This window comes from Streptomyces mayteni (assembly GCF_054783955.1).
Genome location: NZ_BAAGPR010000029.1, coordinates 12983 through 27461 on the forward strand (window position 1 = coordinate 12983; position 14479 = coordinate 27461).

The 14479-nt window shown below is 73.6% G+C and carries 13 protein-coding genes; 9 read left to right on the forward strand and 4 right to left on the reverse strand.

Going from position 1 to position 14479, the window contains the following annotated elements:
* Positions 1 to 914: 914 nt before the first annotated feature.
* On the reverse strand, positions 915 to 2033 hold the full coding sequence (hisC, locus tag ACYVPE_RS15745) for a histidinol-phosphate transaminase (RefSeq protein WP_461034258.1): 1119 nt from the start codon (positions 2031 to 2033) through the stop codon (positions 915 to 917).
* A 413-nt stretch (positions 2034 to 2446) separates the two neighbouring features.
* On the opposite strand from hisC, the gene ACYVPE_RS15750 reads away from it, so the two are divergent.
* The 3 genes from ACYVPE_RS15750 to ACYVPE_RS15760 all read left to right on the forward strand — a co-directional run bounded on the left by ACYVPE_RS15750 (position 2447) and on the right by ACYVPE_RS15760 (position 6028).
* Positions 2447 to 3670 (forward strand): LacI family DNA-binding transcriptional regulator, encoded by a 1224-nt coding sequence (locus ACYVPE_RS15750; protein WP_461034206.1) that lies wholly within the window; start codon positions 2447 to 2449, stop codon positions 3668 to 3670.
* 126 nt (positions 3671 to 3796) lie between these two features.
* Positions 3797 to 4768 (forward strand): metallophosphoesterase, encoded by a 972-nt coding sequence (locus ACYVPE_RS15755; RefSeq protein WP_461034207.1) that lies wholly within the window; start codon positions 3797 to 3799, stop codon positions 4766 to 4768.
* 279 nt (positions 4769 to 5047) lie between these two features.
* Entirely contained in the window at positions 5048 to 6028 is a 981-nt protein-coding gene (locus tag ACYVPE_RS15760) for a hypothetical protein (RefSeq protein ID WP_461034208.1), read from the forward strand.
* 53 nt (positions 6029 to 6081) lie between these two features.
* Here the strand turns inward: ACYVPE_RS15760 and ACYVPE_RS15765 are convergent, their stop codons facing one another.
* Positions 6082 to 6930: a Cof-type HAD-IIB family hydrolase gene (locus tag ACYVPE_RS15765; protein WP_461034259.1), complete on the reverse strand. Its 849-nt coding sequence runs from the start codon at positions 6928 to 6930 to the stop codon at positions 6082 to 6084.
* A gap of 147 nt (positions 6931 to 7077) precedes the next feature.
* Here ACYVPE_RS15765 and ACYVPE_RS15770 point away from each other — a divergent pair, with 147 nt between their 5' ends.
* The 6 genes from ACYVPE_RS15770 to ACYVPE_RS15795 all read left to right on the forward strand — a co-directional run bounded on the left by ACYVPE_RS15770 (position 7078) and on the right by ACYVPE_RS15795 (position 12247).
* Positions 7078 to 8001 (forward strand): LLM class flavin-dependent oxidoreductase, encoded by a 924-nt coding sequence (locus tag ACYVPE_RS15770; RefSeq protein ID WP_461034209.1) that lies wholly within the window; start codon positions 7078 to 7080, stop codon positions 7999 to 8001.
* A 104-nt stretch (positions 8002 to 8105) separates the two neighbouring features.
* Positions 8106 to 9077 (forward strand): ABC transporter ATP-binding protein, encoded by a 972-nt coding sequence (locus ACYVPE_RS15775; protein ID WP_461034210.1) that lies wholly within the window; start codon positions 8106 to 8108, stop codon positions 9075 to 9077.
* Positions 9074 to 9964: an ABC transporter permease gene (locus tag ACYVPE_RS15780; protein WP_461034211.1), complete on the forward strand. Its 891-nt coding sequence runs from the start codon at positions 9074 to 9076 to the stop codon at positions 9962 to 9964. The genes ACYVPE_RS15775 and ACYVPE_RS15780 overlap by 4 nt, the downstream gene beginning before the upstream one ends.
* A 3-nt stretch (positions 9965 to 9967) precedes the next feature.
* Complete coding sequence (locus tag ACYVPE_RS15785) at positions 9968 to 10885, forward strand: ABC transporter ATP-binding protein (protein ID WP_461034212.1); 918 nt, start codon at positions 9968 to 9970, stop codon at positions 10883 to 10885.
* A gap of 14 nt (positions 10886 to 10899) precedes the next feature.
* Entirely contained in the window at positions 10900 to 11622 is a 723-nt protein-coding gene (locus ACYVPE_RS15790; protein ID WP_461034213.1) for an ABC transporter permease, read from the forward strand.
* 76 nt (positions 11623 to 11698) lie between these two features.
* Positions 11699 to 12247, forward strand: a complete 549-nt coding sequence (locus tag ACYVPE_RS15795; RefSeq protein ID WP_461034214.1) for an RNA 2'-phosphotransferase — start codon at positions 11699 to 11701, stop codon at positions 12245 to 12247.
* A 42-nt stretch (positions 12248 to 12289) separates the two neighbouring features.
* Here ACYVPE_RS15795 and ACYVPE_RS15800 read toward each other — a convergent pair whose 3' ends face one another.
* Complete coding sequence (locus ACYVPE_RS15800) at positions 12290 to 13144, reverse strand: HAD family hydrolase (protein WP_461034215.1); 855 nt, start codon at positions 13142 to 13144, stop codon at positions 12290 to 12292.
* The gene (serS, locus tag ACYVPE_RS15805) at positions 13141 to 14439 is read right to left on the reverse strand and encodes a serine--tRNA ligase (RefSeq protein WP_461034216.1); all 1299 of its coding nucleotides are present in this window, start codon (positions 14437 to 14439) and stop codon (positions 13141 to 13143) included. The genes ACYVPE_RS15800 and serS overlap by 4 nt, the downstream gene beginning before the upstream one ends.
* Positions 14440 to 14479: the final 40 nt, after the last annotated feature.

Below are 14479 nucleotides of genomic sequence, written 5' to 3' on the forward strand. Positions count from 1 at the left end.
CTTTCTCCTCCGCGTCGCGCGGGTTACGCGATCTGACCTTGTGAACGTATTCACATTCACAAGCCATTATGAAACACGTCGTCCTGCGGACCGCGGGCGGGGGTCCCCCTGACCTCCCGCCCGTCGGCGGGCGGGAGGCGGGTGCCGGCCAACTCCCCCCGCTCCGAAGCGAATTGAACGACCGGCGCCGGCGCCGTCCGTCCCCGAAGTGATCCTGCTCACCCTCCCCGGCGTAGCCGGGGAGGGACGGGCGGCCGCCCCGGCTCGTCGCCCCGCGCGGGGTTGTCCCCCGCCCACCCGCCCCTTCTCGCGCCCCGCGCGGCCCCGGCCTCACGGCGGGTGCCCCGCGCTCCGCGCGGACTGTCCCCGCCCGCCCGCCCACCCACCCTTCGTTCCGCGTTCCGTGTTCCGTGTTCCGCGCTCCGCGCGACGGCCCCGGCCCGCCTCCGGCGGCCGCGCCGCCGGCCGGGGGACCAAGCCCCCGGCCGGCAAGGCCGCGCTGCGGCGCCGCGCCGGACCGACTCGTGCTGCGCACGGGGCCCGCGCGCCCCGGCTGCGCCGGGGAAGGCGGGGCAATTCCTCTTGCCATCGAGGCCGCGCTGCGGTCCCGCGCCGGCCGGCATGCCCGTGTTCCGCACGGCGCCGGGCCCCACCCCCCGGCTACGCCGGGAAAGGGCGGGCGGGTGGGGTAACTTCCCGGCCTTGGGACCGCGCCGCCGCGCCGCGCCGGCCCGCTCGCCGGCATGCCCGTGCTCCGCACGGCGCCGGACCCCGGCTGCGTCGGGAAAGGGTGGGCGGGTGGGGCCACCTCAGGCCCCCGCGGCCGCGCTGCGGCGTCACGCCGGCCGCTCGTGCTGCGCACGGGGCCCGGCCCCCCGGCTACGCCGGAGAAGGGCGGGCGGGTGGGAGAAACCTCAGCCCGCCACCACCCGGCCGCCGCGGCGGAAGTCCGCCGCGACCCGCAGCAGCAGGTCGTTCGCCGCCGGCTCGGCAACCGTCACCCGGGCCCCCTCGCCCGCGAACGGGCGCACCGTCACGCCCGCCGCCTCGCACGCCGCCGCGAAGTCCGCCGTCGCCTCGCCCAGCCGCAGCCACACGAAGTTCGCCTGCGACGCCGGCACCGTCCACCCCTGCGCCGTCAGCTCCGACCCCACCCGCTCCCGCTCCGCGACCAACGCGTCCACCCGCTCGAGCAGCGCCGCCTCGCTCCGCAGCGACGCGATCGCCGCGTCCTGCGCGATCTGGCTCACCCCGAACGGCACCGCCGTCTTCCGCAGCGCCGCCGCGACCGGCTCGTGGGCGACGGCGAAGCCGACCCGCAGCCCGGCCAGGCCGTACGCCTTGGAGAAGGTCCGCAGCACGCACACGTTGGGCCGGTCCCGGTAGAGGTCGATGCCGTCCGGCACGGCCGGGTCCCGCACGAACTCGCGGTACGCCTCGTCGAGCACCACGAGCACGCTGCTCGGCACCCGGTCGAGGAAGCGCTCCAGGGCCGCCCGCTCCACCGCCGTCCCGGTGGGGTTGTTGGGGTTGCAGACGAAGACCAGCCGGGTCCGCTCGGTGATCGCGTCGGCCATGGCGTCCAGGTCGTGGGTCTCGCCCGCCGTCAGCGGGACCCGCACCGACGTGGCGCCGGAGATCTGGGTGATGATCGGGTACGCCTCGAACGACCGCCATGCGTAGACGACCTCGTCGCCGGGGCCAGCCGTCGCCTGGAGCAGCTGCTGGGCCACGCCCACCGAGCCGGTGCCGGTCGCCAGGTGCGCCACCGGCACCCGCAGCCGCTCGGCCAGCTCGGCCAGCAGCGCGGAGCAGGTCATGTCCGGGTAGCGGTTGAACGAGCCGGCCGCCGCCACCGCCGTCTCCAGCACCCCGGGCAGCGGCGGGTAGGGGTTCTCGTTCGAGGAGAGCTTGAACGAGACCGCGCCCGTACCCGCGCCCGCGCCCGCCCCTGTACCCGTACCCGTACCCGCCCCCGTGCCCGCGGCGCGACCCGGCACATAGGCCGGGATGCCGTCCAACGCCGGACGCAACCGCGGCCCGCCCGGCCGATCGGTGGTGGGGTGGGCGGCGGGGGCCGCGACACGGCTGGCGGCGGGGTCCTGAGAAGATGCGGTCGTCACCCTGCCCAGCCTAAGAGGCCCCCGTTTCTTTTGAGGAGGGCCCCGACAGGCGTATCCCCGACACTCCCCCGCGCTCGGCGCCGATTTCGCGCCCGTGGCGAGCGCCCTGGCGCGCCGCCCCCGTGAGGGTGACACGGGACCTGTTGAATTTCCCCCTCGCGCCCGGCAACGCGCCCCCCGCGCCGACGGAACATCGGCCCATCGCCCCGATGACCTTGGTAACAGGTCGTCACATCCCCTGTGGACCATGCAGAAACGTACTGCCGGGCCCATCCAGGCGACCGGCGGCACGCCCCCCGGGCCGGGCCTAACATCAGGTCGCCATGACAGCAGCGAAGCATCAGGTGAGCCGGTCATCCGGTCGCCGGACAACCAGGCGGGCCGGCATCCGGGAGGTCGCCGCGGCCGCCGGTGTCTCGATCACGACTGTCTCCGACGCCCTCAACGGGAAGGGCCGGCTGCCCGAGGTCACCCGCCGCCACGTGCGCACCGTGGCCGACCGCCTCGGCTACCGGCCGTCCGCCGCGGCCCGCACCCTGCGCACCGGGAAGTCGGGGCTGATCGGGCTCACGGTCACCACCTATGGCGAAGAACCGTTCACCTTCACCGAGTTCGCCTACTTCGCCGAGATGGTCAGGGCCGCCACCTCGGCCGCGCTCGCCCGCGGCTACGCCCTGGTCATCCTCCCCGCCGCCTCCCAGCACCGGGACTTCGACGTCTGGTCGAACGTCGCCCTCGACGGCACCGTCGTCATCGACCCCTCCGACCACGACCCCGTGGTCAGCGAGCTGGTCAGGCAGGGCATCCCGGTCGTCTCCGACGGCCGGCCGGGCGGCAGCCTGCCCGTCACCGCCTGGGTGGACAACGACCACGAGGCCGCCGTCGTCGACCTGCTCGACCACCTCTCGGCCGCCGGCGCCCGCCGGATCGGCCTGCTCACCGGCACCAGCACCGACACCTACACCCGCCTCTCGACCACCGCCTACCTCCAGTGGTGCGAGCGCAACGGCCAGGAGCCGGTCTACGAGACGTACCCGGCGCACGACCCCTGCGCCGGCGCCGTCGCCGCCGACCGGCTGCTGGCCCGCGCCGACCGACCGGACGCCGTCTACGGCCTCTTCGACCCCAACGGCACCGATCTGCTCGCCGCCGCCCGCCGCTACGGGCTGCGGGTCCCCGAGGACCTGCTGATCATCTGCTGCAGCGAGTCAAGCGTCTACGCGTCGACCGAGCCGCCGATCACCACCCTCTCGCTCAAGCCGGGCCGGATCGGCACGACCGTGATCCAGCTGCTCATCGACGCCATCGAGGGCGCCGCCGGGCGCGCTCCCACGGCCGTCCCGGCCCAGGAGGCGACCCATCGCGTGATGCCGACCGAGCTGATCGTCCGCACCTCGTCCCAGCGCCCGGCCATCCCGCACCCCTCGCCGCAGCCCTCCCCACGCGCGTCGCAGCGCCCTTCCAGGCGTCAGCTCCAGCTCCCCGCCGACCGCGTGGGAGCCGTCACGGTGACGGCCCCTCGCACACCCCCTGCCGCTGACCAGTAGATTCCGATAGACAGGTGTGTCCCAACCGGGCACCTGGATTCCTATGATGGGCGAACGGCACCGGGACCTGGCCTGCCAGGCGGGCCCTGCAGGCGGTGGAGACGGCGCGTAGTGGTGGAGGGGTCGATGACTCAGGGGGCCGGCCAGGCACCAGAGGAGTGGCACGGTACGGACCAGCCCGAGGGTCCTGACCCGGCGGGCGGTCCGGAGGACGAGCTCTACACACCGACCCTGCCGGACATCCCCGTGGTGGAGGGGGCGGGGCCGCTCTACGTGGTCGGCGACGTCCACGGCTATCTCGACGAGCTGCGCGCCGCGTTGCACGAGGCCGGCCTCACGGACGAGGCGGACAACTGGGCCGCGGGCAACGCGCGGCTGTGGTTCCTCGGCGACTTCACCGACCGCGGTCCCGACGGCGTGGGCGTGCTCGACCTGGTGATGCGGCTCTCCGCGGAGGCGGCGGCGGCCGGCGGCTACTGCAAGGCGCTGCTCGGCAACCACGAGCTGCTGCTGATCGGCGCCAGCCGGTTCGGCGACACCCCGGTGGAATCGGCCGCCGGCACCGCCTCGTTCCAGGCGGCCTGGCTGCTGAACGGCGGTCAGCGCACGGACATGGAGCGGCTGCGGGACCACCACGTGCAGTGGATGTCCAGGCTCGACTCGATGGCCCTGGCGGACGGGCACCTGCTGCTGCACTCGGACACCACGGCCTACCTCGACTACGGCGGCACCGTCGACGACGTCAACGACGCGATCTGGCAGGCACTCCAGCGCAACAGCGTCGAGGAGACCTGGGAGCTGTTCCGGAAGTTCACCAAGCGGTTCGCCTTCCGCGACGAGGACGGGCCGCAGGCGGTGCGGGAGTTGCTCGACACCTACGGCGGCAAGCGGGTGGTGCACGGCCACAGCCCGATTCCGTATCTGACGGGCGAGGGCATCGGGGGCGCGGACGCGGAGTCGGGGGGCGCGGAGGACGAGGAGAGCACGCCGGGCGTGCGCGGTCCGCACGTGTACGCGGACTCGCTCGCCATCGCGATGGACGGCGGGGTGACCATGGCCGGAAAGCTGCTGGTCGCGCGGCTGCCATTGCCCGAGTAACGTCGCGGAACTGTTTCCCTCGGTTTCACCGAGCGTTGTCTCGCGTGCTCGGCGGCGTAGCCGGGAAGGGGAGAAGTGTCAGGGTAAGCGGCTCGATTGTTTTGGCGAATTCGACAATTCCCTGTCACCAAGGCCGGATGCGCTCTACCATCGGGGTCCGCTCACCAGCTTGCTGCCTGTGAGGCCCTGGGGACGCATATGAACAGCGCTGACGGATTGCCGCCGGAGGATCAGGCCGATTTCGAGCGAATCCTCGACGAGGCGCTGAGGTCTGCCCGTTTGGCGGCCGACGCCGACCGGTTCGAGATCGAGCGGCTGCGGTCCCTGGCGATGGACGCCCTGCCGGAGATCGCCGCGGCCGCGGACGAGGAGTACCGACAGTTGGTCAGGCTCCGGGCCGAGCTCGGCGCCTCGGGCGCCGACGCCCCGGGCGCCGGGCCGGGCGGCCCCGGCAAGGAGGAACGTTCCGCCGGGGTCGGCCTGTTGGCCGTCGTCACCACGCTGGTGCCGGTGCTTTCGGCGATCGCCGCCGTGGTGTTCCTGCTGCTCGGCTACGCGCTGCGGCTGGCCGATCCCGAGCCGGGCATCGCGGAGCGGATGCGCGGCGTCGGCTGGGTGTTCGCGGCGGTGGCCGGCCTCGGGCTCCTGGTGGCGCTCGGCGGCCTGGTCGTCGCCGCCACGCGGAACAGCGCCTCCACGGCGATCCGCGCCTCGGCGCCGGCGGAGGAGCTGGCGCGGGCGCGCGACGAGTGGCGGCGCGCGTTGCACGACCGGGGCGTGGTGCCGTTCGTGCGCCGGGCGGGCGGTCGGCACCACCCGCGGGGGCGCACGCCCCGGCTGCGGTTCTCCAGCCCGGACTTCTCCAGCCCCGACTTCTCCAGCTCGGCGGGCGTCACGCCACGGGCCCGCCCGCGCCACGGCAACCCGCGGTTCTCGGGACCCGAGTTCGGCAGCCCGGCGTTCACCAGCCCGGCCGACGGCGACGACGAGCTCGTCGATCCGCGGTTCTCGAGGCCCGACTTCTCCGGGCCGGACTTCTCGGGTCCCGACTTCGACAGCCCGGACTTCACGAGCCCGGCGCGCGACGACGACGAGCCGGCGGACCGGCGCTACGGCAGCCCGGACTTCTCGCGACCGGAGTTCGGCAGCCCGGAGTTCGGCAGCCCCGACTTCACCAGCCCGGCGCGCGACGACGACGAGCCCCCCACCCGCCCCGGCTACGCGAGCCCGGACTTCGGCGGCCCCGCCGACCAGGACTGACGCGCGGTCCTGACCGGCGGTCCCGACCGGCGGGGAGCGCGTGGCGACAGGTCCTACGGGAGGAACTGCTCGATCACCCTGGCCACGCCGTCCTCGTCGTTGGTGAGCGTGTGGTGCGGCGTCGCCGCCAGCACCGCCGGGTGCGCGTTGGCCATCGCGTAGGCCGTGCCGGCCCAGCTCAGCATGGCCAGGTCGTTGGGCATGTCGCCGAACGCCACCACCTCGTCGGCGCCGACGCCGAGCTCCCGGCAACGGCCCGCCAGCGTGCTGGCCTTGCTGACGCCCGGCGCGCTGATCTCGAGCAGCGCGTTCGGGTTCGACCTGGTGAACTCCCCGTGCTCGCCGGCCACCGCCTTCGCGAGCGCCAGGAACTCGTCCGGGTCGTGGTGGTGGTGGAGCGCGAGCAGCTTCAGCACGGGCTGACCGGCGAACGCGGCGTCGTCGCCGAGCAGCGTCTCGGCGGGCGCCACCCGCGACGAGGAGTCGGGGAACGAAGGACCGTACCCCGGCTCGTGGTGGAATCCGTCGGAGCGCTCCACGGCGAACGAGACGCCGGGCGCGGCGGCGCGCAGCGCGTGGACGATGGCCAGCCCGCCCCGTGGGGAGAGCGGCCGGGTGGCGACCAGTTCGCCGCCACGGCGCAGGTCGACGACGGCGGCGCCGTTGCCGCAGATGGCCAGGCCGTGGCCGTGCACATGGTCGCTGACCGGGCCCATCCAGCGGGCCGGTCGGCCGGTGACGAAGAGGACGTGGATGCCGGCGGCCTCGGCGGCGGCCAGCGCGGCGACGGTGCGCGGCGAGACGGTCTTGTCGTCGCGGAGCAGCGTGCCGTCGAGATCGGTGGCGATCAGACGGGGACGGAGGCCGTGTGGGACGGTGGGTACCGTGCCTACGGCGTGCAGGGGAGCGGGCGAGGGTGTGGGCACAGTCCACCAGCATATGCAGGCACATCCGTGCGCCGGCTCACTCGTATGTGCTACGAGCGCCCCGGCCCCGAACCTGTCGGGAAGCGGCGCAAGGCTGGCGGGAAAGGGCCTACGCTGCTGCCCATGGCTGTCTCGTCGGCGCACTCCCTGCGGCTGTCCACCGTGATCCTGCCCGTCTTCCGATGGTCGGCGGAGGGCCGGCGGATCTGGCAGGACGCCGAGCGGCTCGGGTTCCACACCGCCTACACCTATGATCACCTCTCCTGGCGCAGCTTCCGCGACCGGGCCTGGTTCGGCGCGATACCCACGCTGACCGCCGCGGCCGCCGCCACCGAGCGGCTGCGCCTCGGCACGCTGGTCACCTCGCCCAACTTCCGGCACCCGGTCACCCTGGCCAAGGAGCTGATCACGCTGGACGACGTGTCCGACGGGCGGGTCACCCTCGGCATCGGCGCGGGCGGCACCGGGTTCGACGCCACCGCGCTGGGCAACGAGGCGTGGGCGCCCCGGGAGCGGGCCGACCGGTTCGCCGAGTTCGTCCGGCTGCTCGACCTGCTGCTCAGCGAGGGCGGCAGCGGCGTCTCCTACCAGGGCGACTTCTACGCGGCGCACGAGGTCCGCAACGTGCCGGGCTGCGTCCAGCGCCCCCGGCTGCCCTTCGCGGTGGCCGCCACCGGGCCGCGCGGGATGCGGCTCGCCGCCCGGCACGGCCAGGCGTGGGTGACCACCGGCGATCCCCGGTCCTCCGGTGGCACGGCGGCCGGGTTCTACCGGGCGCTCGGGCGCCAGGTCGACCGCCTCGAGGGCGTCTGCGAGGAGGTCGGCCGGGAGCCGTCGACGCTCGGCCGGGTGCTGCTCGACACCAGCGCCTTCGCCCCGCACGGCGTCTCGCCGCTGGCCTCGGTCGACGCCTTCGCCGAGTACGCCGGCACCTGTGCCGAGCTCGGCTTCACCGAGCTGGTGCTGCACTGGCCGGTGCCGGACTCGGTGTTCGCCACCGACCCGGCGGTCTTCGAGCGGGTCGTCACCCAGGTCACCGTCCCCTAGGGGGTGGGCGGACGCGGCCCCGGCGTGGAGTAGGGGAAAGCCGTGTCGAAACAGCTACCAAAGAGGGACGCGCGGCGTCGCCGAGGGGCACTAGCGTCTTACCCGTGAGCGTGAGTACGAGTACGGAAGCTGGCCTGACGAGCGGGGTCGGGGCGAGCGTCATCAACACCACGGCCCTGACCAAGCGGTATCCCCGCGTCACCGCTCTCGACGGGCTGACGGTGGACATAGGTCCAGGCGTCACGGGCCTCGTCGGGGCGAACGGCGCGGGCAAGTCCACCCTGATCAAGATCCTGCTGGGCCTCGCCCCGGCCACCGAGGGCACGGCCCGGGTGCTCGGGCACGACTCGGCGGCGGACGGCACGGCCATCCGCGAGCAGGTCGGCTACATGCCGGAGCACGACTGCCTGCCACCGGACGTCTCGGCCACCGAGTTCGTGGTGCACATGGGGCGGATGTCGGGGCTGCCGCCCACCGCGGCCCGCGAGCGCACGGCGGACACGCTGCGCCACGTTGGGCTCTACGAGGAGCGTTACCGCCCCATGGGCGGCTACTCCACGGGCATGAAGCAGCGGGTCAAGCTCGCCCAGGCGCTGGTGCACGACCCCCGCCTGGTCCTGCTCGACGAGCCGACCAACGGCCTCGACCCGGCCGGCCGCGACGAGATGCTGGGCCTGATCCGCCGCATCCACACCGACTTCGGCATCTCGGTCCTGGTCACCTCGCACCTGCTCGGCGAGCTGGAGCGCACCAGCGACCACATCGTCGTCATCGACGGCGGCCGGCTGCTCCGCTCCCAGACCACCGCCAGCTTCACCGAGGCCACCGCCTCGCTGGCCATCGAGGTCACCGACTCCGACACCCACCCCGACGGTGCCGCCGCGCTGCGCGCCGGGCTGGCCGGGCGCGGCGTCGAGGCCACCCCGGCCCCCGGCCAGCTGCTGGTCGTCGAAGCGGCGGAAGAGGCCGTCTACGACACGGTGCGAGACGTCGTGGCCGAGCTCGGCCTCGGCCTGGTGCGCATGGAGCAGCGCCGCCACCGCATCGCCGAGGTCTTCCAGGAGGCACAGCCGTGACCCCGCCCCCCGCGCAGGACGCGCGGATCCACAACATCGGCTACCGCCCATACGAGGGCGAGCGGCTCGGCGCCGGCTACGCGCGGCTCTCCCTGTTCGTCCACTCGCTGCGCGGCGCCTTCGGCCTCGGCCGCTCGGCCCGCTCCAAGGTGCTGCCGTTCGGCCTGTTCGCCATCATGTGCTTCCCCGCGGTGGTGATGGTCGCCGTCGCGGTGATGACCGGGCTCGACGAGATGCCCATCAAGTACCAGGGCTACGGCCTGGCGATGCAGCCGATCCTCGGCCTCTACATCGCGCTGGCCGCGCCCCAGATGGTCTCCCTCGACCTGCGCTTCCGCACCATCCCGCTCTACTTCTCGCGGCCCATGGCCCCGGGCGACTACGTGCGGGCCAAGTTCGCGGCGCTCTCCGCCGCGATCTTCCTGTTCGTCGCGATCCCGCTCACCATCGCCTACGCCGGCGGCCTGCTCGCCGAGCTGGGCTTCGCCGACCAGTCGAGCGGCTATCTGCGCGGCCTCGTGGCGGCCGCGGTCCTCGCCGTGACACACGCCGGCGTGGCCCTGGTGGTCGCCTCCCGCACCCCGCGCCGCGGCTTCGGCGTGGCGGCCATCGTCGCGGTGCTCACCGTCCCCTTCTTCGCGGTCACCGCGGTCCAGGAGATCGCCGGCCAACAGGGCGAGAGCACCGCCATCGGCTGGCTCGGCCTCTTCTCACCAGGCAGCCTGATGGACGGCCTGCAGTCCGCGTTCCTCGGCGGCACCAGCGGCTTCCCCCACGAGCAGGGCCCCTCCACCGCGGCCGGCGTCGGCTATCTCCTCGTCACCGCGGGTCTCGTCGTGCTCTGCCACGTGCTCCTGGTCCGTCGCTACCGGAAGGCGGGTCTGTAGCCCATGGCCACCATCCACATCGCCAAGACCTCCCGCTGGTTCGGGAACGTGGTCGCGGTCAACGACATCAGCATGGACATCAGCCCCGGCATCACCGGCCTCCTCGGCCCGAACGGCGCGGGCAAGTCCACCCTGATCCACATGATGAGCGGCTTCCTCGCGCCCTCGGCCGGCGCCGTCACGCTGGACGACCAGCCGATCTGGCGCAACCCGGAGGCCTACCGGCGGATCGGCCTGGTGCCCGAGCGCGAGGGCATGTACGACTACCTCACCGGAGGCGAGTTCGTGCTGGCCAACGCCGAGCTCCACGGCCTGCCCGACCCGGGCGCCGCGGCCCGCGCCGCCCTGGAGACGGTGGAGATGACGTCCGCCGCCGACCGCCGCGTCTCCACCTACAGCAAGGGCATGCGGCAGCGCGTCAAGATGGCCTCCGCCCTGGTCCACGAGCCGTCGGTGCTCTTGCTCGACGAGCCGTTCAACGGCATGGATCCGCGCCAGCGCATGCACCTGATGGAGCTGCTGCGCAGGATGGGCGAGGAGGGGCGCACCGTGCTCTTCTCCTCACACATCCTGGAGGAGGTCGAGCAGCTGGCCACCCACATCGAGGTCGTGGTGGCCGGCCGGCACGCCGCCTCCGGCGACTTCCGGCGAATCCGCCGGCTGATGACGGACCGTCCGCTGCGCTATCTGATCCGGTCGAGCGACGACCGGGTGCTGGCCGCCGCGTTGATAGCGGACCCGTCCACCAGCGGCATCGAGTTCGACACCGCGGAGAACGCGCTGCGGATCCAGGCGGTGGACTTCCTCCGCTTCACCACCCGGCTTCCGCTGCTCGCCCGCGAGCACGGCGTCCGGCTGTTCACCGTCTCGCCCTCGGACGAGTCGCTGGAGAGCGTCTTCTCCTATCTGGTCAGCGCGTAAGGAGCCCGATCGCGATGTACAACCCGACCGTCGCCCGGCTCACCTACCGGGCCCTGCTCGGCCGCCGCCGAGCGTTGATCCTGGGCGCCCTGCCGGCGCTGCTGATCGTCATCGCCGTCGCCGTGCGGCTGCTCAACGGCGCGGACGACCACGCCGCCACCGAGATCCTCGGCGGCTTCGCGCTCGCCTCGATGGTGCCGCTGATCGGCGTGATCGCCGGCACCGGCGCCATCGCGCCGGAGATCGACGACGGCTCGATCGTCTACCTGCTCTCCAAGCCGCTCGACCGGCGCACCATCATCACCACCAAGCTGCTGGTCGCCATCGGCGTCACGCTGGCCTTCACGACGCTGCCGATCCTGCTGGCCGGCTTCATCCTCAACGGCAACAGCCAGGTCATCGCGGGCGCCTTCGCGGTCGCGGCGGCCGTCGCCTCCATCGCCTACAGCGCGGTCTTCCTGCTGCTCGGCACCGTCTCGCGGAACGCGGTGGTGTTCGGCCTGGTCTACGCCCTGGTCTGGGAGGCGCTGTTCGGCAGCCTGGTGCCGGGGGCCCGGGCGCTGAGCATCCAGCAGTGGGCGCTGGCGATCGCCGAGCGGATAGCCGCTCCCGGCGCCGACATCACCTCGGAGGTCTCGCTGCCCGCCGGCCTCGTGCTGCTCCTCGTGGCCACGGTGCTCGGCACCTGGTACGCGGCGCGGCGGCTCGGCTCGCTCACCCTCGCCGGCGAGCGCTGAGCGGCCGGGCGGCGGCCTTCCCCGGCTCGAAAAACCGGGGGCGGGCCGCCGCCCGACGCGGCATCCTCGAAGCCACATGGATGAGAGACAGCTCAAGAAGTTCTCGAAGTACCTCTCCCGCCACCTCCGCCACGATCCCGGCCGGATCGGCCTGGTCCTCGACGAGGGCGGCTGGGCCGACATCGACGAGTTGCTGGCCGCCTGCCGGCGGGCCGGGGTCCGGCTCAGTGGGGAGCAGCTGGCCGAGGTGGTCGAGCGGAACGACAAGCGGCGCTTCGCCCTCGACCCCACGGGCCACCGGATCCGGGCCAGTCAGGGGCACTCGATCCCGGTGGACCTCGGCCTCGCCCCGGTGGCGCCGCCGGCCCGGCTCTACCACGGCACGGTGGCCGGCAGCCTCGCCGGCATCCGGGCCGAGGGCCTGCGCCCGATGAGCCGCCAGCACGTCCACCTGTCGCCCGATCGGGAGACCGCCACCCGCGTCGGGGCCAGGCGGGGCCGGCCGGTGGTCCTCTCGGTCGACGCGGGCGCGATGCACGCCGCCGGCCACCCGTTCTGGCGCAGCGACAACGGCGTCTGGCTCACGGCCGCGGTGCCGGCCGGCTTCGTCCGCTTCCCGGGCTGAGCGGCGGTGGCCCAGCCCGGATCGGTCGGTCGATGAGCCGGCTCAGTCGATGGCCGGCTGCCCGAGCAGCGGTTCGAGGACCAGGGCGATCCCGTCCTCGTCGTTGCCCGCGGTGATCTCGTCGGCGATCGCCCTGACATCCGGGTGCGCCCCCGCCATGGCGACGCTGTGCGCCGCCCAGGCGAACATCGGCAGGTCGTTGGGCATGTCGCCGAAGGCGATGGTCTCGGAGCCCTTCACGCCGAGCCGGCGCGCGGCGAGCGACAACCCCGTCGCCTTGGTCAGGCCGAGCGGCAGCATCTCCACCAGCAGCTCGCCGGAGACGACGATGCCCACCGCGTCGCCCAGCAGGTCGAGCGCCGCGGCGGCCAACGCGTCGTCGCCCAGCGTCGGATGGTGCAGGTACATCTTGATCACCGGCTCGGCGAACAGCTCGTCGCGGCTCCCGGCGCGCTCGGGGCGCGGGTTGCCCTCGCCGCTGGAGCCGTAGGTGCTGCCGACCGTCTCGTGGAAGCCGGCCTCCATCACCACCTGGCCGTCGAGGCCGTCCCGGTTGGCGGCGATGTGGAGCGGCCCGAGGGACTCCTCGAGCCGGCCCACCGCGGCCCTGGCCAGCCGGCGGTCCAGGGTGACGGAGGTCAGCAGCCGGTGCTCGCCCGCGTGGTAGAGCTGCGCGCCCTGGCCGCAGACCGCCAGGCCCTGGTAGCCGAGGTCGTCCAGGATGTGCCGGGTCCAGGCGACGCTGCGGCCGGTGACCACGATGTGCTCGGCCCCGACGGCCCGCGCGGCGGCGAGCGCCGCGCGGGTCCGGGGGGAAATCGTTTCGTCGCTCCGCAGCAGGGTGCCGTCCAGGTCGGTCGCGACCAACCGGTAGGGGAAGGCGGCCGGCTGGGTCACCGCCGGCCCCCGGCGGGCTTGGCGACCGGTTCGAGCAGCTCGCGCCCGCCCAGGTAGGGCCGCAGCACCTCGGGCACCAGGACCGAGCCGTCGGCCTGCTGGTGGTTCTCCAGCAGCGCGACGATGGTGCGCGGCACCGCGCACAGCGTGCCGTTGAGCGTGGCGAGCGGGCGCGGCCCCGCGTCCTTGGTGCGCATCCGGATGCCGAGCCGGCGGGCCTGGAACTCGGTGCAGTTGGAGGACGAGGTCAGCTCCCGGTACTTGCCCTGGGTCGGGATCCACGCCTCGCAGTCGAACTTCCGGGAGGCGGAGGCGCCCAGGTCACCGCTGGCCACGTCGATCACCCGGAACGGCAGCCCGAGCGAGGTGAGCCACTGCTTCTCCCACTCCAGCAGCCTGGTGAGTTCGGCCTCGGCGTCCTCGGGCGCGACGTAGGAGAACATCTCCACCTTGTCGAACTGGTGGACCCGGAAGATGCCCCGGGTGTCCTTGCCGTACGAGCCGGCCTCGCGGCGGAAGCAGGGCGAGAAGCCGGCGTAGCGGCGCGGCAGTTCGCCGGCGTCCAGGATCTCGTCCATGTGGTAGGCGGCGAGCGGGACCTCGGAGGTGCCGACCAGGTAGTAGTCGTCCTTCTCCAGGTGGTACACGTCCTGCGCGGCCTGGCCGAGGAAGCCGGTGCCCTCCATGGCGCGCGGCTTCACCAGGGCCGGGGTCAGCATCGGCACGAAGCCGGCGGCGGTCGCCTGCCCGATCGCCGCGTTGACCAGGGCGAGTTCGAGCAGGGCGCCCACGCCGGTGAGGTAGTAGAAGCGGGAGCCCGAGACCTTGGCGCCGCGCTCGGTGTCGATGGCGCCCAGCGTCTGGCCGAGCTCCAGGTGGTCCTTGGGCTCGAAGCCCTCGGCCGTGAAGTCGCGGATGGTGCCGTGGGTCTCGCGCACCACGAAGTCGTCCTCGCCGCCGACCGGCACGTCGGGGTGGACGAGGTTCCCGATCCCCAGCAGCAGGGTCTGCGCTTCGGCCGCGGCCTCGTCGCGCTCGGCGTCGGCGGCCTTCACCGCGGCCGCGAGCTCGCCGGCGCGGGCCAGCAGCGCGGCCCGCTCGTCGCCGGTGGCCTTGGGGATCAGCTTGCCGAGCTGGCGCTGCTCGGCGCGCAGCTCGTCGAAGCGGGCACTGGACGACCTGCGCCGCTCGTCGGCGGAGAGCAGGGAGTCGACGAGGCCGACGTCCTCTCCACGGGCGCGCTGGGAGGCGCGCACTCGGTCCGGGTCCTCGCGAAGCAGCCGAAGGTCAATCACGGCACCAGGCTACCGGGGCGGCCCGCGGGGCCGAATCCGA